Annotated in this window: 16 protein-coding genes and 1 pseudogene; 8 read left to right on the top strand and 9 right to left on the bottom strand. The window is 71.1% G+C overall.

Annotation, left to right across the window (positions count from 1 at the left end; translation table 11 throughout):
- Nucleotides 1–94: 94 nt before the first annotated feature.
- On the top strand, nt 95–1006 hold the full coding sequence (locus NFU81_RS18770; protein ID WP_251491407.1) for a hypothetical protein: 912 nt from the start codon (nt 95–97) through the stop codon (nt 1004–1006).
- Between the two features lie 214 nt (nt 1007–1220).
- Here the strand turns inward: NFU81_RS18770 and NFU81_RS18765 are convergent, their stop codons facing one another.
- From NFU81_RS18765 to NFU81_RS18755, 3 genes are all read right to left on the bottom strand, one after another.
- Complete coding sequence (locus NFU81_RS18765; RefSeq protein WP_251491404.1) at nt 1221–1589, bottom strand: peptidase inhibitor family I36 protein; 369 nt, start codon at nt 1587–1589, stop codon at nt 1221–1223.
- Between the two features lie 357 nt (nt 1590–1946).
- Nucleotides 1947–3482, bottom strand: a complete 1536-nt coding sequence (locus NFU81_RS18760) for an alpha/beta hydrolase (protein ID WP_251491401.1) — start codon at nt 3480–3482, stop codon at nt 1947–1949.
- A 492-nt stretch (nt 3483–3974) separates the two neighbouring features.
- Complete coding sequence (locus NFU81_RS18755; protein WP_251491399.1) at nt 3975–4898, bottom strand: NmrA family NAD(P)-binding protein; 924 nt, start codon at nt 4896–4898, stop codon at nt 3975–3977.
- Nucleotides 4899–5001: 103 nt separating this feature from the next.
- Here NFU81_RS18755 and NFU81_RS18750 point away from each other — a divergent pair, with 103 nt between their 5' ends.
- The gene (locus tag NFU81_RS18750; protein ID WP_251491396.1) at nt 5002–5565 is read left to right on the top strand and encodes a TetR/AcrR family transcriptional regulator; all 564 of its coding nucleotides are present in this window, start codon (nt 5002–5004) and stop codon (nt 5563–5565) included.
- A gap of 75 nt (nt 5566–5640) precedes the next feature.
- Here the strand turns inward: NFU81_RS18750 and NFU81_RS18745 are convergent, their stop codons facing one another.
- Nucleotides 5641–5913 (bottom strand): integrase core domain-containing protein, encoded by a 273-nt coding sequence (locus NFU81_RS18745; RefSeq protein ID WP_274038183.1) that lies wholly within the window; start codon nt 5911–5913, stop codon nt 5641–5643.
- 409 nt (nt 5914–6322) lie between these two features.
- Nucleotides 6323–6618 (bottom strand): annotated as a pseudogene (locus tag NFU81_RS18740) (Tn3 family transposase); the annotation flags it as partial.
- A 105-nt stretch (nt 6619–6723) separates the two neighbouring features.
- Here NFU81_RS18740 and NFU81_RS18735 point away from each other — a divergent pair.
- Nucleotides 6724–7467: a phosphotransferase family protein gene (locus NFU81_RS18735; RefSeq protein WP_251491390.1), complete on the top strand. Its 744-nt coding sequence runs from the start codon at nt 6724–6726 to the stop codon at nt 7465–7467.
- Nucleotides 7468–7616: 149 nt separating this feature from the next.
- Here NFU81_RS18735 and NFU81_RS18730 read toward each other — a convergent pair whose 3' ends face one another.
- Together NFU81_RS18730 and NFU81_RS18725 are read right to left on the bottom strand one after the other, a co-directional pair.
- Nucleotides 7617–7940, bottom strand: a complete 324-nt coding sequence (locus tag NFU81_RS18730; RefSeq protein ID WP_251491387.1) for a WXG100 family type VII secretion target — start codon at nt 7938–7940, stop codon at nt 7617–7619.
- Between the two features lie 11 nt (nt 7941–7951).
- Complete coding sequence (locus NFU81_RS18725; RefSeq protein ID WP_251491384.1) at nt 7952–8386, bottom strand: WXG100 family type VII secretion target; 435 nt, start codon at nt 8384–8386, stop codon at nt 7952–7954.
- A gap of 412 nt (nt 8387–8798) precedes the next feature.
- On the opposite strand from NFU81_RS18725, the gene NFU81_RS18720 reads away from it, so the two are divergent.
- Both NFU81_RS18720 and NFU81_RS18715 read left to right on the top strand, forming a co-directional pair.
- Nucleotides 8799–9848, top strand: coding sequence for a hypothetical protein (locus tag NFU81_RS18720; protein ID WP_251491382.1), 1050 nt, complete (start codon nt 8799–8801; stop codon nt 9846–9848).
- 130 nt (nt 9849–9978) lie between these two features.
- Entirely contained in the window at nt 9979–11385 is a 1407-nt protein-coding gene (locus NFU81_RS18715; protein ID WP_251491379.1) for an EsaB/YukD family protein, read from the top strand.
- A gap of 41 nt (nt 11386–11426) precedes the next feature.
- Here the strand turns inward: NFU81_RS18715 and NFU81_RS18710 are convergent, their stop codons facing one another.
- Nucleotides 11427–12155: a LuxR C-terminal-related transcriptional regulator gene (locus NFU81_RS18710; RefSeq protein ID WP_251491375.1), complete on the bottom strand. Its 729-nt coding sequence runs from the start codon at nt 12153–12155 to the stop codon at nt 11427–11429.
- A gap of 337 nt (nt 12156–12492) precedes the next feature.
- Here NFU81_RS18710 and NFU81_RS18705 point away from each other — a divergent pair, with 337 nt between their 5' ends.
- Nucleotides 12493–13281 carry a hypothetical protein gene (locus NFU81_RS18705; RefSeq protein WP_251491373.1) on the top strand — a complete coding sequence of 263 codons (789 nt, stop codon included), beginning with the start codon at nt 12493–12495 and terminating at the stop codon, nt 13279–13281.
- A gap of 40 nt (nt 13282–13321) precedes the next feature.
- Nucleotides 13322–16162, top strand: coding sequence for a right-handed parallel beta-helix repeat-containing protein (locus NFU81_RS18700; RefSeq protein WP_251491370.1), 2841 nt, complete (start codon nt 13322–13324; stop codon nt 16160–16162).
- Between the two features lie 8 nt (nt 16163–16170).
- On the opposite strand, the gene NFU81_RS18695 is transcribed toward NFU81_RS18700, so the two are convergent.
- A complete protein-coding gene (locus tag NFU81_RS18695) occupies nt 16171–16851 on the bottom strand; it encodes a hypothetical protein (RefSeq protein ID WP_251491367.1) in 681 nt (226 codons plus the stop codon).
- Nucleotides 16852–17080: 229 nt separating this feature from the next.
- Here NFU81_RS18695 and NFU81_RS18690 point away from each other — a divergent pair.
- On the top strand, nt 17081–17431 hold a 351-nt coding region (locus NFU81_RS18690), incomplete at its 3' end, for a hypothetical protein (protein ID WP_251491365.1).

Raw genomic sequence — 17431 nt, 5'->3', positions numbered from 1 at the left:
GTGAGGTAGTTTTACAGGATCTGTTTGAGGGAGCACCCTGCGGGGCGCGGTGAGATGCCGCGCCCCGCAGGCGTGCGAGAGGTTGGAGGCGCCGATGACGAGTATCGAGCTCAACGGCAGCGTGGGACCCGATGAACTGCCGTCCCTGGCGAGGCGGTGGTTCGAAACAGCTGCAGGAATGCTATTCGCCGACGTGATTGCGGGACTGGTCGACGGCCAGGTCTCCCTGCCGCGTTCGCGGCCTGGGGTCGGGGATGCGCCGTGGGGAGAACCCGGCAGCATGTGGGCGGAATTGGTGCGCCTGGCCAGTGCGCGGGGACGAGTGACGAGTCGGCGGGCCTGGTCCACGCGCGGCTGGGAGACGTTCCTGAAAGGGTTCGCCAAGTTCCCGGCAGGAGTCGAGATGCACATGATCGAACTGGATTCGGAGGGCTATCCGAGGCAGGGGGACCGTGCTGATATCACGGTTCGAACCGTCAGTGAAGACAACCCGTTGGTCCGGCTGGGATGCGAGTTCGGGAACTTCCCCCATGGCCCGCGGAATCGGATCGCTCGGGTGACCGACGAGGATGCCCGACGGCTCATGTGGGAAATGGTGCAGGACGTACCCGTCACCTTCGGCGGTCTCGGGGACGACGGGCGTCCGAACGGCCCGACGATGCTCGAGGAAGCCCTAGGGCGTGACCCTCTTGTGGGAGTCGCGCAGAGCCGCGAGGTGCTGCGCGGGTACCCGTGGGTGACGGTGTGTGCACCGGAGCTCGCCGGTCGGCTCGGCGGCCCAGACGCGCTGCGCGTCAGCGGCGCCTTCCACGAAGTGCGGGAGCTGCCCACCGGTTCGGTGTGGCTGCAGGCCACCGAGCACCTCGACGACTACACGGGCGATGCGCTGCGCCGCGTTTTCGAGACGGTGGCCCCGGTCCTTCCGCCCGGAGAGCCCAGGCTCTATCTGGGCAAGGAACTCGGGCGCATCGTCTACGCGGACGCGAGCCGCTACCACGAGCGGTAGTTGCGGCGATCTCAGCCTTTCCCCGGTACACGGGTGCCCGGGGAAGGGGGCAGCAGCCTGTCAGTGCCAGCCGGCGTTCGGACTTACTGCCCGCACTGGCACCAGCCGCCCTCCGCCGCCCCCCGAGTGCCCCACACCATGGCAGGCTCTATATCCGGCCCGCCCGTCCTCCCACGAAGCGCGGGTGGACGGCGGGTTCGGTCAACCAGCCGGCTCAGCCTCCGCAGCCACTGACCGAGATGGAGGACACCGCGTTGTCGTAGAGGAACAGAAGTTCCTGCTTTGCGCCCGCCGGGATGCTGAAGTAGTAGCCGTAGTAGTCGGCATCGGTCCAGATGCAGACTTGACCGCCGCTGAGGTTCCACACCGAGCTGGCCCGATCGTTCCACGCCCAACCGATGTTGGGGGTGTCCACCGGATCGAGCTGCAGCATCTCCCCGTCGTTGTTGTGGCCGTCAAAGAGGCAGATTCTACCTCCCATACAGGCGTCTTTGGGGTCAGCCGACGCGGTTCCCGGAGCTGCCAGTACGACGGTGGAGGCGATGGCTGCGGCTACCACCGCGGATTTGACTGTCAGTTTCATGAGTATCCATTCCCGTTGTTGCCCGTGGAAGCGCGGTCATGGTCGCCGCGCTCAGCTGTCGCTTCTCGAAGGGAATCCGGTGATAAGACGTCCTCGCGTGCATGTGGTTCACAGGGAGGACGTTGGTCACAATCTCCGGAAGAGGTGGGTCCGTGGCGTTCTCGCGGCTTACCGTTTTCAGAGTGACCTTCGAAGTTGTCGCAAGCAGATGATGCTGAGAGGGAGTTGGAGCAGGCCGAGGTGGAGATCGCCAGGTATCTTTCCGAGTTCGTGGAGTCGGCGCGCCGCTGCGGCGGTGACGGCGCGCGACCGGGCGGCAGACGGCGGTCCTCCGGAGTGGGAGGCCGCGGGATGCGGTCACTTCTTCTTGACGTCGGTGCAGTAGACGTCCTTGGCCGGCAGCCTGCCGGTGGTCAGGAAGTCCACGGTGGCCTTGTCGGCGCAGGGCGAGCCCTCGTTGTAGACGTAGTGCCCGCCGTTGTCGACGCCGACCAGGACGGAGCTGTTGGCGAGGACCTTGTGCAGCCCGACGGCGCCCTCCCACGGCGTAGCGTTGTCCCGGCGGTTCTGGAGGACGAGGGTGTTGCGCGAACCGGTGTCGGCCACGGTGACGGGTGATTCCGCCGGCTTCTTCCAGTAGGCGCACACCCAGATGTTGCTGGGCATTCCGGCCGTGAGGGGATAGGCCTTGCGGTCGGCGGCGGTGCGGGTGGCGTAGCCGGCGACGTCGTGCGGCCATTCGGCGTCGCCGCAGGTGAGAGCGAGGAAGATGGTGGCCTGGTTGTCCGCGGTCACGCCCGGCGTTGTCGGGGTGTTGGCGAAGACCTGCTTGAGGACCGCGCTGTCGGCGGTCGTGAGGCTGCCGCCGGTCAGGTCGGCGGCGCCCTTCCAGAACTGGATCAACGCCGGAATGGTCTCGTTGTGCAGCAGCATGCCGTAGGTGATGTTCCGCAGCAGCGCGCCGTCCAAGGACAGCGACGTGCCGGGTAGGGCCGCGGGCTTGCGGTCGAGCCGGTCGGCCAGGGTGAGGTAGGCCTGGGTCACCTGCTTCACGCTGCTACCCAGCTTGAGGGTGCTGTTTTGAGCCGCGGCGACGGCGGCCGCATTGGGGAACCGGTCGGCCATGCCCTTGCCCCAGGTGTCCGCCACCTCGTCCTCCCACACCTTGGTGGGGTCGACGTTGCCTTCCAGGATCATCCGATCGGTTCGGCTTGGGAACAGCGACCTGTAGACGGCGCCGAGGTAGGTGCCGTAGGACTGGCCCCAGTAGGAGATCTTCTGCTCGCCGAGTGCCTTGCGGATACGATCCATGTCGCGAGCGGTGTTGGCGGTGGTGAAGTACCGCAGGTCGTCCCCTGCCGTGTCGGCGCACTTCTCGGCGTCGGCCTTGGCGAGGGTGGCGTTCTTGGTGATCGAGCCGTCCGCGGCGGGATACGGAAAGAGTCCGGCCACGCTGGGGTCGCTCAGGCCGCAGCTTTGTGGCGTGCTGTGCTCGACGCCGCGCGGGTCGAAGCCGATCAGGTCGTAGCTGTCCAGTACGGACTTCGGCAGAGCGGACGCCATGGTCGTGGGCATATCGAGACCGCCCAGGGCCGGTCCGCCGGGGTTCAGCAGCAAGTTGCCGTGTCGCTTCCCGGGGTTGGAGGTGGCCAGCCGGGACACCGCCACGTCGATTGTCTTGCCGTCGGGGTCGTTGTAGTTCAGCGGGACCTTCAGCGTCCCGCAGGTCATGGCAGGGTTGCGGTTCTCCCCCTCGGCCGGCGTGGGGCACTTGCCCCAGGTGATCGCGGCGCTGTCCGGGGTCGGCGTGGCGGCCGCGGTCTGCGCGGTGGCCGGGGACCGGAGCGTGTCCTTGGCGTTCCCGCCGCATGCGCCGAGCCCGGTTCCGGCCATTGCCGACACCACCAGGGCCGCGGCAAACCGGTGCCCCCGCGGCGAACCTGACGTGACGTAACTGCGTCTGCTTCCCACGGTGTGTTGCCCTCCTACGGATCGGTGACCGAACCGCCGGTTGCTGTGCTGACAGGCAGTGAGTCAACAAGAGACCGTGGGTGGAGCGCTGCACCCCAGGGTTGACAGATCAGATAGCTCCTTCGGGGGACACCGGACCGGCCGGTCCGGCGCCGAACGGACCGTGGGACATGCCGTCTTCACCGGCCGGCCCGCGTCCCGCGCATGCGGTAGGGCCGTCCGGCTGCGGGTGCCGAATACCTCATTCATGGTGGTCAGGGCGCATGTTGGTGCTCATGGAGGGTGCTGCCGAGCCGCGCTCGTCGGCGTACGTCCAGATGGGCGATCTGGTCCGGCCGGACCCTGACGTCGTGCGGACGCGGGGGCCGGTGCGGGGGCTGCCCGTGCACGTCCCTTTCGGCCGGGAACGCCGGCTCAGGCGGCAGTCCGCAGGTGTTCGTGCGCCCACTCCTCGAAGCTGGTCAGGTCGAGGCCCAGCGCACGAGCGAACTGCGGTCGGGCCGGCTGGCCGACCACCTCCATGAACTCGTGCGTGGCACCCATGTCTCCCATGCCGGCGGCGCGGGCCTGTTCCTCGGTCATGTCCGGGGCCGTCAGCGGGACACCCAGGGCGCGGGAGAGGACCTCGGCGATTTCGGTCATGGTCAGGTAATCGCTGGTGAGTTCCAGTTCCACTCGGTGGAACTCAGCGGGGGCGGACAGGGCGGCTGCTGCGGCGCGGCCCACGTCCTTGGCTGCTACGAGCGGCAGGTGCGTGTTCGGTTTGACGACGGTGACCAGACCCCCTTCGACGCCGCGGGGGAAGTAGAACCGCATGGACGGCTCGAAGTTCTCCATGAAGAACGACGGCTTCAGCAACGTCCAGTACGGAAAGTCGAATTCGCGCAGCCGGTCCTGGATCGCAGCCTTTGCACCGAGCGGGGCTTCCATCACTGCCCACTGCCCTTCGGCCCAGCCCGGAGCCTCGACGTGCTGTCCCACGCCGCTAGTGGAGGACTGGATGAACTGCTCCACGCCGGCGGCTCGCGCAGCGGTCATGAGGTTGTCCGCCTGGCTGACCTCGCCGGTGAAGTCGAACCCCTGCTCGGTGTACGCGGGCATCTGCACGGAGAAGACGGCCCGCACGCCGTCCATGGCCGCCGCAAGGGTCGCGGGTTCGGTGAGGTCCCCCACGAACAGGCCGGCGCCGAGTTCTTCGATGACCTGTGCGCGCGGCGTACTCGGATCGCGCACCAGGGCGCGCACCGGTGTTCCCTGTGCGAGCAGGGCGCGGGCGGCTGCGCCGCCTTGGCGGCCAGTGGCACCGGCGACGAGAACCGGTTCTGAGGCGGTGGTCATGAGTGCATCCCCTCAACAGTCACGCACAGCACAAACGGCGTGGCCCGCCGTTTCGTGGGCGCTACGATACGGCGGGGGCCGCCACTTATCAACGGGGGAGATCATGACCGGTCAGCGCTCGGACGCCCGCCGCAACTACACGCACATCCTCGCCGTAGCCGAGGCCGAGGTGGCGACCCGAGGAGCCCAGGCATCCCTGGAGCAGATCGCCCGCATCGCAGGCGTCGGATCAGCCACCGTGCGGCGGCACTTCCCCACCCGCAAAGCCCTGCTCGAAGCCGTCTTCAAACAGCGCGTCCATGGCCTGTGCGATCGCGCTCATGCACTCTGTGGCGACCACGACAGCCGCTTCGCGTTGGTGGAATGGCTGCGTGAACTGCTCGCCTACTCGCTCGCCGCACGTGGTCTGGCAGACGCCCTCTCCTACCAACCCCTGCAGGACGAGGCCACCGAGGACTCCTGTGCGGCAGTCATCGGTGCGGCCGGCGCCTTGCTGCTCCGCAGGGCCATTGACGACCAGGTTGTCCGGGCGGATATCACCATCGACGATCTGCTCACACTGATCGTCGGAATCGCCCTCGCCACGGAGAATTACACCGACCCGGCGATGCAGGCGGACCGCGCCTTCCGGCTCGCCGTCGCAGGCTTTGGCCCCAACGGCACCTGAGCCCTGCGCCGTGACGTCCAGCGCGCGCTCGACCCGGTCGGCGCCTGCGGGTGCCGATAATCTCATCCGTGCATGTCAGTGGCCCGATGGGCGCTCGGGCACGGGGTGGTGTGCGTATGCCTGAGCGAGGGTGGCGGCCCGCTGGTCGCGGACCTCGTCGGCGGTGCCGAAATGGATGCTGGCGGGGGTGTGCCAGGCGATGCCGGAGTGACGGTGCTCGTGGTTGTAGTAGGCGACGAACGCCTCGAACCACTCGCGGGCATGGGCCAGCGAGTCGAACCTTTCCGGGAAGTCCGCCATGTACTTCGTGGTCTTGAACTGGGCATTGCGACCTTGGTGATGTCCCAGGAGAAGACCTGTGACGGGTCGGTGGCGACCAGTTCCGGCACCACCCGGGGAGGGTGGGTGAACGGCAAGTCCATGCTCGGCTCCGCCCAGGTGCGTGACCCCGAGTTCAGCGACCGAGTCGTCGCAGAGACCCGCGCCCTGCTCGCCCGGGTTCCCAGCGAGACCCGCTAGTGCTGTGACCGCACAGGTCCGGCAGGGCCGGTCACGCCGCGGTTTCGAGAGGGCGTCCACCCCCAGTGGATGCCCCTCTCGCTGCGGATGCGCACAACGAGCCTGGTGCGTTGGCCGTCACTCCTCGTCGCCCTCGATGGTCTCGGAATCGCGGAAAGGGCGTAGGCCGCGGTCGGGGCCGCTGTCCTGGATGTTGAACAGATAACGGCCCAGGAAGGTGATGTGCCGGTCCTTGAGCGCCCCGGCCGCCGTGCAGATCGCAGGGCCAGGCGGCGACGGACTCCTGCACGGTCAGCTGCCGGTTCATCAGTCGGCGGTAGGTGTCGTCGACCGGGGCGAGCAGGTGCATGGTCTTGTCGATCCGCCCGTCCTCGGCGAACGCGGCCCCGCCAGCGGGGTGGGGCGGCCCTCGCGGCCGAACATCCGCAGCAGGTCGTAGGCCCGGACCTGGTTCGTGATGAGCGATCCGGCCACCGGGAGTATGTCCGGCCAGTGCGTGGCGATCCGCTTCAGGTTGATCTCGTTGCGGGTGAGGACCGGGGCCGATACGGCCGCCCGACACCCGGGGCGTGGCCGGCAGCGCACTCGCACGCGGTAAACCCGGCGACGTCGACCGTCATCCCCGGCATCCTGGTCGCCATGGATGAGGTCGAGGTCGTCGTCGCCCATTCCGAGCGCGCGACCCTGCGCGTCGGCGACGTGTTCCTGAAGGTGGACCCCGATCAGGCGCGCATCGACGTCGAGGTCGAGGCGATGGCCCTGGTGCCGGTCCCGACCCCGGAGGTCCTGTGGCGCAAGCCGCCCGTGCTCGCGATCGCCGCGGTCCCGGGGACGGCGCTCGGCCGCCTCGGCGAGCCGTCGACCGCGTCGCCGGCGGCGTGGGCGGCGGCGGGTGCCGCCGTCCGGACCATGCACGACGCGCCGTTGCCGCCCTGGCCCGGCCGGGGAAGGGGCCTCGACGAGTTGGCGGCGGATCTCGACGGCGAGTGCGAGCGGCTCGTGGCGAACGGCGTCCTGCCCGCCGACCTGGTCACCCGCAACCGCCAGGTCGCCGAGGCCGCGCTCCGGCCGTGGACTCCGGTGTTCGCGCACGGCGACCTGCAGATCACTCACGTGTTCGTCGACGGCGACGAGGTCACGGGCATTATCGACTGGTCCGAGGCGGGCCAGGGCGATGCCCTGTTCGACCTCGCCACCTTGACGCTCGGGCACGAGGAGCACCTCGCCGACGTCGTCGCCGGCTACGGCACCGACGTCGACCTCGACGTGATCCGCGGGTGGTGGTCGTTGCGAAGCCTGCTGGTCATCCGCTGGCTGGCTGAGCACGGCTTCGACCCGACCGCGCCGGGCTGCGAGGTCGACGTGCTGAGATCCCGGATGTGAGGCCGCGCGACCGCTCCTTCCACGACCCAGCGGTACGTGCCCAGGCCCGGGCTACCGGGATGCGACCGGCCGCGCACCCGGCGGGACCGCGTCGGGCAGCGGCAGGAGCTGCGTGACGTCGGTGCGGTCTCCGCCGGTGAGCAGGCTCGTCAGCGCTGCCAGGTGCTGACGTTGGACCACTCGGCGTCGGAGTAGTTGCCCCAGTTGACGTCCATCGCGTGGGCGATGCGGCCCAGGACGCCGTCCGGGCCGAACAGCCCGTTCGCGGCGAGGTCCCACTCGTTCATCATGTCCTGGTAGTACGTGGCGGCGGTGCTCTGGAGCCACTCCTCCTGGAGCGGGGCGAGGCGGCCCTTGAGGGTGGCCAGCTCCTCGGCGATGGTCGCGGCCATGCCGTGGATGGTGGCGCCGGCCACACTCAGGGTGTCGTCGACCCTGATCCGGGCACCGGCGATGGAGGACGGGTCTGCCATCCTGAGCTCCTCTAGTCGAAGTTCGTGCCGCTGGGCGGTGCGGGAAGGTCCTCGCCCAGGGCGCGGAGGTTGTTGATGTTCTGCGCCTCGGACTGGGTGTAGTTGACGTACGTGCCCTGGAGGCCGGAGGCGATGTCCGTCAGGGCGTCGTGCAGCATCCGCGAGTAGATGTCGTAGTCCTGCATCAGGACGAGGAACGTCTCCCGGGCCACACCGCCCCAGGCGCTCTCCAGCTGCTGCACGTAGGACTTCAGCTGTGCCAGCTGTTGCTCGATGCGCTGAGCGGTGTTGATCGTGTCCGTGCGCGCCTGGGCCAGGTACTCCGGGGTGACCGTGTAGTGGACGCCCCCGACGGTCGTGGAACCGCCGCCCGTGGAGTCCGGTTTGACGCTTTTGTAGAAGGTCGGCAGAGGTTCGATCAGCGTGGGCTGGAGCGGGAGTGTCATAGCTCACCACCAGGTTCTGTTTGGCGACATGCCGGTGTGCCGGCTTTCCGTGACCTCCTCGTCGGTGGCCACCAGTGTGTCAACGACGTCGGAACCAGGAGGCCGGTTCCGGACTTTCGCGGGGTAATTCTTCTTCACAGTCCGGTGGCTGGTGCAATGACACGGAGCCCGGCCGCCGTGCCGGTAGGGTACAACTCTTCCCGCATTCCGGCCCGTTCGCCATCGGTTCGCTATCCGTTCCGGCCAGGGGCACACGCATCCGATGGACGGCGCGCATACGGTACGGCGGTGAACGGAGTTCATGGACCCGCGCGGGAAAATACCGCGTTCGAGGAGGGGTTGGCACGTGGGTGGGACAACGGAAAGGCCGTCGGGGGACGTCCCGGCGGAGCCGGAGCTGCGCGATCCGAAAATGCCCGGGTCGGACGGGGAATCCTCGTCCGATCCGGACTCCGGCGAGGCGCCCTCGCCGGCCTCCGGCAGCGGCCCGGGCCGCGGTTCGCTGCGACGCGGCCAGTGGTCCGCCGCGTCGGGCACCGCCGCGTCGAGTACCGCCGCGTCGGTCACGGGCCCGTCGGGTGCCGACCCGGACGAGCCGGAGGAGCCGCCTGCCGCCGACGGTCCGGGGGAGCTCCGGCCTCGCCGGAACGTGCCCACGACCGCCGTCCTGGCCGCCGTCGCCGTGCTGCTGGTCGGCCTCGGTACGGCGCTGGCCGTCCAGCTCCACGGCCACACGTCGTCCGGGAGCAAGGGACGGGCCGACACCGCCGCCACCAGCCCGGCCGCGCCCCGCCAGACGGTTCAGGCGTCGCTGCCCGCGGCGAGTGCGACGCGCACACCCCGGAAGGGCGTGACGAAGAAGCCGTCCCCACCGCCGCAAGCCACTACCGGCGCGCGCACCGCCCCGCCCCCGCCGGCGCAGCAGCACGTCCCCGCCACCGTTGGTTCCGAGGCGAAGAAGACCCAGGCGCCGGAGCGGACCGCGGCGACCGCCGTACAGCAACTGGCCGCGGGGGACCCGAGCGGGCGGCACATCTGCTACCGGGTCTACACGGCGACCAAGGGCTGGACCGCCCCCGCGTGCGACGGCCAGACGGCGGGCACGGTGGGCGGGGCGCCGCTCAGGGCCGTCGACATCGCCGTGTTCGGGACCAAGGGCACGTCCGGCGGCGCCAACGTCCACAACCCGAAGGGCGAGGACCAGTACTTCCCCGACCCGTGGTCGATCGCCGCGGACGGCGTCGACAACTACGTCGGCAGCACCGCGAAGGACGCCCCGTTCATGCGGGGCTTCACCATCAACGTCGGCGGTGGCGACGGCACCGTCTGCCAGTCCGGCTACGTGAGCGACGACGGCTGGCTCGACCTGGCGTGCGACGACCCCGGGAGTGGGTACTCCTTCACCTACGCCGGCACCTACGCCAACAACGCGTGGATCGAGGCGGTCAAGCTCAAGGTGTGACCGGCGCCGTCCCCCGGTACGACCCCGAACCGGGGCTGACGGTGACACCAGAACGGGGTACTGGGAGGCACGCGGTCCGCCACTCGACAATGGCCTGAGCCCCATCGTGGAACCCCAAGGACATTCTCCCGTGGACGAGCACTGCCGGATCACCGTCGTCGGCGAGCGGCGCCAGGTCGACCTGGCCGTACCCGCCGACGCGCCGATCACCACTTACGTCGAATCCCTGGTCCAGATGTGCGGGCAGCCGCAGGCCGACGTGATGCCGGCCGCGTGGTCGCTGGCCGTCGCCGCCCAGGAACCGATCGCCCCCGAACGCTCCCTGGTGCAAGCCGGCGTCGTGGACGGCCAGGTGCTGTACCTGCGCGACATGACGGCGCACGAGTTCGACGAGCCCGTGGTCCACGACGTGGCCGAGCGGGTCGCCGAGGTTGCCGAAGGGATGCTGGAACGCGGCTGGACCGCACGCACGCGGGTGGTGACGGTCGCTGCGGCCGGGATGTGCTGGTTGCTGGCCGTGCTGGTGGTGTCGCTGCTCTGCGGGCGGATCTCGCACCGGGTCGTCGGCGACCTCACCGTGACGGCCGGGCTGGTGCTGCCGGCGCTGGCATGGGTGGCGAGCGAGCGGCGGTGGCCGCTGCCGTGGCGGCTGCGCGAGGCGTTCGCGTTCGCCGCGGTGCCGCTGCTGGCGCTCGGCGCCCGGGTGACGGCGGTGGCCGAGTGGTCTCCCGGCGCGGAAGGCCCCGGCGGGGCGCTGACCCGCGGCGGGTTCACCCTCGGCGCGCTCGCCGTGGGCGCCCTGCTCGGCGCGCTGATCGCGTACGTGGCCGCGTTCGGCGTGGTGACCTGCACGGTCCTCATCGCCGCCGCGGCCGCCGCGGGAGCCGGCACGCTGCTCGCCCTGGCGGGCGCCGACGGCACCCAGGCGGCGGCGGTGGCCGCCGTGTGCGCGTTCCTGCTGCTGACCTTCAGCGCGCAGACCGCCAGCGGCGTCGTGGGCCACGTCTTCCGGCGACAGGCGGCCCGCCGGGGCGCAGGGCCGGAGGACGAGGGTGAGGACCGGGTGGCCGTCGCGGTCGCTGCGGCCCGCACGCTGCTGGTGGCGTGGACGTGGTTCCTCACCGCGGTGGCGGCCGCGGCGCTGGTGGGCCTGGCGGCCTCCCCGTCCCGCTACGGGGTGGGGCTGGCGGCGTGTCTGGGCGTCGCGCTGCTGCTGCGCGCCGGGGGAGGGCGGCTGGCCGCCGAGGTGGTGCCGGTGGGCGCCTCGGGCGCGGCCGGCCTGTGCATGGTGCTGGTGCTCGGCGCCGGGCGGCTGGGCTGGACCGGGTGGACGGCGCCCGGCGCGGCGTGCCTGGTCGCCGCGGGCCTGCTCGCCTACGGGTTCCGCAACCTGATGCGCGGGGCGGGTCCGCTGGAACGGGCCCGGCGCGGCTGGCCGACCAGCGCGGCGTCGCTGCTGGGCGCGGGCGGAATCGCGCTGGCCGTCGCCACGTTCGGCGTCTTCGGGTCGATCCTCGACGTCGGCCAGGGCCTGTGAGCGGGGTGTTCCACGGCCGGGCGCGGCGGCCGGACGGCCGGTCAGGCGGCGGCGGGATCGCGAACGCCCCGGGGGCGCGGTCCGGCGGTCGATCGCTGCTCTTCCGGGTCCGGAAGCACCCCGAGTTCGAAGGCCTTGCGGGTCAGGTCGGCCTTGTTGCCGACACCCAGCTTGTTCCTGATCCGCTTGACGTAGGTGCTGACGGTGGCCTCGGTCAGCTCCATGCGGCGAGCGATCTGGCGGTGCGTCAGGCCGGCGGCCAGCCAGCGCAGCGTCTCCACCTCGCGGCGGGCGAGCTCGGGCGGGGCGGCCGCCCGGGGCTGCCGCAGTTCGGCGTGGAAGTGCCCGGCCAGCGCCGGGTCGACGTGGATGCCGCCGCGCGCCACTGTCTCGACGGCGCCGAGCAGGTCCTCCTCCTCGGACAGGCGGCTGACGCATCCGTGGGCGCCGGCCCGCAGCACGGCGGCGACCGGCCGGCCGTCGGCGAAGTCGGCGACGACCAGGACCCGGCCGAGTCCGCACACCTCCTCGACGACCTTGTCGTGCGTCCCGTCGGACCGCGCGGCCCGGCCCAGCACGATGACGTCCAGGTGCGGTGCGGGGCCGAGCGGCTCCGCGGGCGCGGCCTCGGCGAGCGCGACGGCCAGTTCGCCGGGTTCGGCCACGGAGGCGGCCAGGCGCGTCCGGGGGCTCGTGGACAGCAGGCTCGTCAACCCCCGCCGCACAAGGGCGTGCTGTTCGACGATGGCGACGCGCCATATCCGGGGCATAGTGCTCCTATCGTTCTCTCTTCATCGCGCAGACCACGGAATTGGGTGGTCCGGCCGCCGTATGGCGTGTCAACGATACTGACTGCAAAGGTAGTTGCCTGGCAAACACGCGCATGGCGACGGGATTTCGGAAGAAGGCGAACACCGGCCCACCGGTGAAATACACGTTACTGGCGCGGATTCGGTTGCGAATTGTCCGTTTGTCTCGTGCGGGCGCGTGATCATCGGAAACGGATCCAGGCGGCCGGGTGAAGTCACCCGCACGCGTAGGGGAAGAGGGTTTTCCGCCGTTCCTGGCCGGGCGGAAGCATCAGTTCGTGAGGAGTTCAGGCTGCGTATGAATGATGAGGACTGGCGGGGATTCTCTTCCGCCTTCGACCGTGCGGTCCGGCCCGACGCCCGGCCCGCCCATTCGGGTGCCCGGGTGCTTGCCATCGGCTTCGCGGTGGTGGTCGCCGTCGGCCTGGCGGCACTCCTGAAGGGCGCGTTGGGCGGCGGTCGGGTGGCGGCGTCGCCGGGCGACGTCAAGCCCATGGCCACGCCCAGCTCACGTGCGGCCGGCGCGCCGCAGGCCGGCAAGGACTGGACGGCGGTGGCCGGCCCCGGCTGCGCCTCCGACGCCACGAGCGGCTTCACGGCGTACGGCTACTACACCGGCACCAACAGCGACCAGACGACCGGCTGGTCCACATCGGCCAAGGGCGGCTACAGTGGCGGCAGTTGCACCGGAAGCTACCTGTCCCTGCCGGTCTCCGGGCAGCCGGTCTCCTACGACCAGGACCGGTTCGCGCTGTGGCGGTTCGACTTCGGCGCCACGTACACCAGCGCCTCCTGCACCCTTTCCACCTACGTGCCGGACGGCACGCGGACCGCGGTGGGCGGTGACCCGGCGTACTACTACTACTTTCAGACCGACGACGGTTACGCCACCAGCGGGTCGTCACTCGGTGGCTACCGCGTCGACCAGGTCGGCCAGCGCGGCCGATGGGTCACCGGCAGCCCCTTCAAGGTCAGGACCGGCGTGGTGACGGTCAAGCTGGTCGACGCCGGTGCCCGCGACAGCGGCGAGGCGAAGGACGCCCACGTCGCCGCCGCGCAGGTGCGCATCACCTGCCACGCCGTATGAGCACCGGCGGAGCCGGCCGCTTCCCCGGCACCGGCCCCCGGTGGCGGCGGTGAAGACGCTGCGGGTGGGCCCGCGCGGCTGGGGCGGGCACCGTACCGTCACGGCGGCGGTGCGGGCCGCCGAGCCGGGCTCGGTCGTCTCCGTCCAGCCCGGCACGTACACCGAGAGCGTCGTCCTGGACCGCGGCGTCAGCCTGGTCGCGGAGAAGGGCGCGGGCACGGTGCGCCTGGTCGGCGGCCACGGCCCCGCCCTCACCGTGCACGGGGGCGGCGGTACCGTACGCGACCTGGTGATCGAGCACCCGAACGGGGAGCCGGCGGTGTCCGTCACCGCCGGCGACGTCGTGATCGAGGGCTGCGAGATCACCGGCGGCCCGCTCCGCGTCACCGGCACCGCGAGCCCCGTGGTGCGCGACTGCCGGGTGCACCACACCGGCGAGGTCGGCCTCCACCTGGGCGGCGACAGCGCCGCCGTGGTCGAGCGGACCGAGATCACCGACATCGCCTCGGCGGGCGTCTTCGTCGACCACGGGGCCGCCCCCGTCCTGCGGCAGGTCACTGTGGCCGGGACCGGCGGCCACGGGCTGCGCTTCACCGGGTCCTCGCGTGCCGTCGCCGAGGGATGCGAGGTGAGCCGCACGGGGGTCGCGGCCGTCGCCGTCGACGGCACCGCGCTGCCGCGGCTGACCGACTGCCGGATCAGCGACAGCGCCGCCGCCGGGGTCCTCGTCACCGGCCGGGCCGGCACCTCCGGCCGTGACCCGGACCCCGCCGACGGCGGTGCGCGACCGGGGCAGTCCGCCGGCGCGGCCGCGGGCGGCGCCGACGGGGACGCGGGTGGCGGCGCGTCCGGCGTGGTGCTGCGCGGCTGCCGCATCTCGGACACGGCCACCGACGGCGTGCACGTGACCGGGCAGGCCGTGGCCTCGCTGGTGGACTGCCGGATCAGCCAGGCGGGCGCGGCCGGGGTGGTCGCCGCCGGCGATGCCCGGCTGCGGCTGGAGGCCACGGCGATCAGCGACACCAAGGACACCGGCCTGGCGGCCGGCGGCGCCGCGCGCGTCGAGGTCCGCAACGGCGCCGTCCACCGGGCCGGGGCCAACGGCGTGTACGCGGCGGACACGGCCCGGCTGGAGCTGCACGCGACCGTCGTCGACGAGGCCGCCTACACCGCCGTGCACGCCGCCGGCACCAGCCGGCTGGCGCTGCACGGCTGCGAGCTGCGCGGCACCCCGGAGCACGGGCTGCACGGCGTCGGGGACGCGGTGGTCACCGTCGAGGACACCGTCATCGAGGACGTCGGCCTGGCCGGGCTGTGCGTCGACGGGGCCGACCTCGTGGCCCGGCGCTGCCGGATCACCAAGGCCGCCACCGGGATCAGCCTCACCACCGGGCACCGGCCGCTCCTCGACGGCTGCCACGTCGACGGCTGCTCCGGCACCGGGCTCGACGTGGCCGCCGGGACGGCGGCCCTCGTCGTCGACTGCCGGATCCTCAACACCGGCGGTGCCGGCGTCTTCGTCCGGGAGCGCGCCGAACCGTGGCTCGTCGACTGCTCCGTGGCCGACACCCGCGGCACCGGGATGGTGGTGCGGGAGGGCGCGGCGCCCCGGGTGCGGGGGCTGTCCGTCACCCGCACCGCCAAGAACGGCGTGTACGTCGCGGCCGGCGGCCGGGGCAGCTTCGAGTCCTGCGACATCAGCGACGCCGGCTTCCCGGCCGTGTACGTGGGCGCGGGGGCGGCCCCGCTGCTGCGCGGCTGCCTCGTCCACGACACGGAGGAGGCGGTGGAGTGCGCCGAGGGCGCCGCCCCGCGGTTCGTCGGATGCCGAGTGCGGGACGTCCGCACGGGCGCGTTTCCCGAAGGCGCGGAGGGCGACGAAGGCGCCGGTGCCGCCGGGCCTGGGGCGCCGATGCCGGTCCCGGCGGGCGCGCCGGCCGGACCCGGGGCGCGGGCCACCGAGGCCACCGGCGGCGCGGACGCCAAGGGGGACAAGGACGGGAAGGACGGCGAGGCGGAGGAACTGGCGCTGGCGCTCGCGGAGTTGGAGGGCCTGGTCGGGCTGAACGGGGTGAAGCAGGACGTCAGCACCATGGTCAAGGTGATGCAGATGGTCCGGCAGCGCACCGAGGCCGGCCTGGCGTCCCCGCCGCTCAGCCGGCACCTGGTCTTCGCCGGGAACAGCGGTACGGGCAAGACGACCGTGGCCCGCCTCTACGGCCGGATCCTCGCCGCGGTCGGCCTGCTCTCCCGCGGGCACCTGGTCGAGGCGGACCGCGGTTCGCTGGTCGGCGAGTACGTCGGCCACACGGCGCCCAAGACCACCGCGGTGTTCCGGCAGGCCCTCGGCGGCGTGCTGTTCATCGACGAGGCGTACGCGCTCACCCCCGGCGGCCAGGGCGCGGACTTCGGCCGGGAGGCCATCGCCACGCTGGTGAAACTGATGGAGGACCACCGCGACAACATCGTCGTCATCGTGGCCGGCTACCCGGACGAGATGGAGCGCTTCATCGACGTCAACCCGGGCCTCGCCTCGCGGTTCACCCGCACCCTGATGTTCGAGGACTACGACGATCCGGAGCTGGTGCGGATCGTCGAGTGGCAGGCCGGCCACCACCAGTACGAGCTGCCCGACGGCACCCGCGAGGCGCTGCTCGGCCACTTCGAGGCGTTGGTCCGCGACGACCGCTTCGGCAACGGCCGCACCGCCCGGCAGACCTTCCAGCGGATGACGGAGAACCACGCGCGGCGGGTGGTCGACATGGTCGCGCCGACCACGGAGGACCTGGTGACGCTCCTGCCGGAGGACCTGCCCGGCGTTCCAGGTGTTCCCGGCGCTTCAGGTGCTCCGGGCGCCTCCGGCGTGGCGAAGGCGGGGTAGCAGCGGGCTCAGGCGTCCTTGAACTCGGCTTTGGAGTCCATGGTGGCGTAAGACTGGCCGGCGTTGTTGAGCAGCGCGTTGAACTGGCCGCACGCCTCGATGACGTTGCCGATGGTGTTCAGCAGGTTCTTCATCTGCGGGATGATCGTGGCGGCGAACTCCTTCGACTCCGCGTTGGCGGCGTCGGGCACCCAGCTGTCGCCGTACCAGCCGCCTCGGCCCCCACCATCGGGCTGATTCGCCACCGGGTGCCCGGTCAACTGCCCGAAGTAGTTGTCGTCGGAGGCCGCCTTGTCGACCACCGTCTTCAGGGTGCCGTAGCCGGCGACCATCGCGGAGGTCGCGTTGAGGCAGGTCTGCTCGGCGCTGAGCAGCGCGAACAGTTGGATGCTGAAACGGCCGCTCTCCATGGCGGCGGCCTGGCCGGTCCCGCCCGAATCGGCGGGCGCGACGAGGTCGGGCGCGGTCGTGTAGGCCATCTTGAGGATCGGCTCGCGGCCGCTCTTCTCGTGCCGGCCGTCGCCCTTGCCGGAATCGCCGCTCGCGCTGTTGACCTTGCCGCCGTAGACGTCGGTGTAGTCCTTGCCGGCCGCACTCTGGGTGCCGTCCGACGAGTCCACCGTTGGTTGCCAGGGGTGTGCCTGGTGCTTGGACTTGATCGGCTTGACGTGACCCGACTCTGAGGACACCGGCTGTGCACCCGCTCTCTGTTGGACGTACGAGGCCCCGAACTCCCGGCCTCAGGAGGCAGATTGGTCGGCCATACTACGGACCACCCTTATTCTCACGGCCCGCTGGTGGGAGGGCGATGTCCCCTTTCCTGGACGCCCCCGCTCGCCCGAAGTGGGCCTTCCGGTCGCCGCGCGGCGCTCCGTACGGTGAAAGGGAAGCCTGGAGAAGGAAGAGTGGAGCCGCGACGTGACGACACCGACGCCAGGAGACCCTGGAGCACAAGCGGTCACCCACGCGCAGCGGACCATCGACGGCCACCAAGTGTCCGGGACGAACCAGCCGGACGGCTCGTTCTTCTCCGACGACGGCACGGTGTATGTCGATGCGCAGGGGAAGGTTGCGCATGGGTTGACGGCGCCCGACGGGCGGTTCCTGCCGGATGGGGCTTCGCGTGTGCTCGACGGGCACACGGTGTGGGGGAGTGTCGGGGATGACGGGTCGTTCTTGTCGGAGGACGGCACGGTCTTCGTCACGGCTGGTGGTCATGTTGAGCACGGGAAGGTCGTGGACGGCCGTTTTCTGGTGGAGCGGGCGGTT

Source organism: Actinacidiphila cocklensis, from assembly GCF_907177275.1.
In the GTDB taxonomy this organism is placed as follows: domain Bacteria; phylum Actinomycetota; class Actinomycetes; order Streptomycetales; family Streptomycetaceae; genus Actinacidiphila; species Actinacidiphila cocklensis.
Note: the sequence above shows the minus strand (reverse complement) of the source record. Positions and strands in the feature narration are given on the sequence as shown.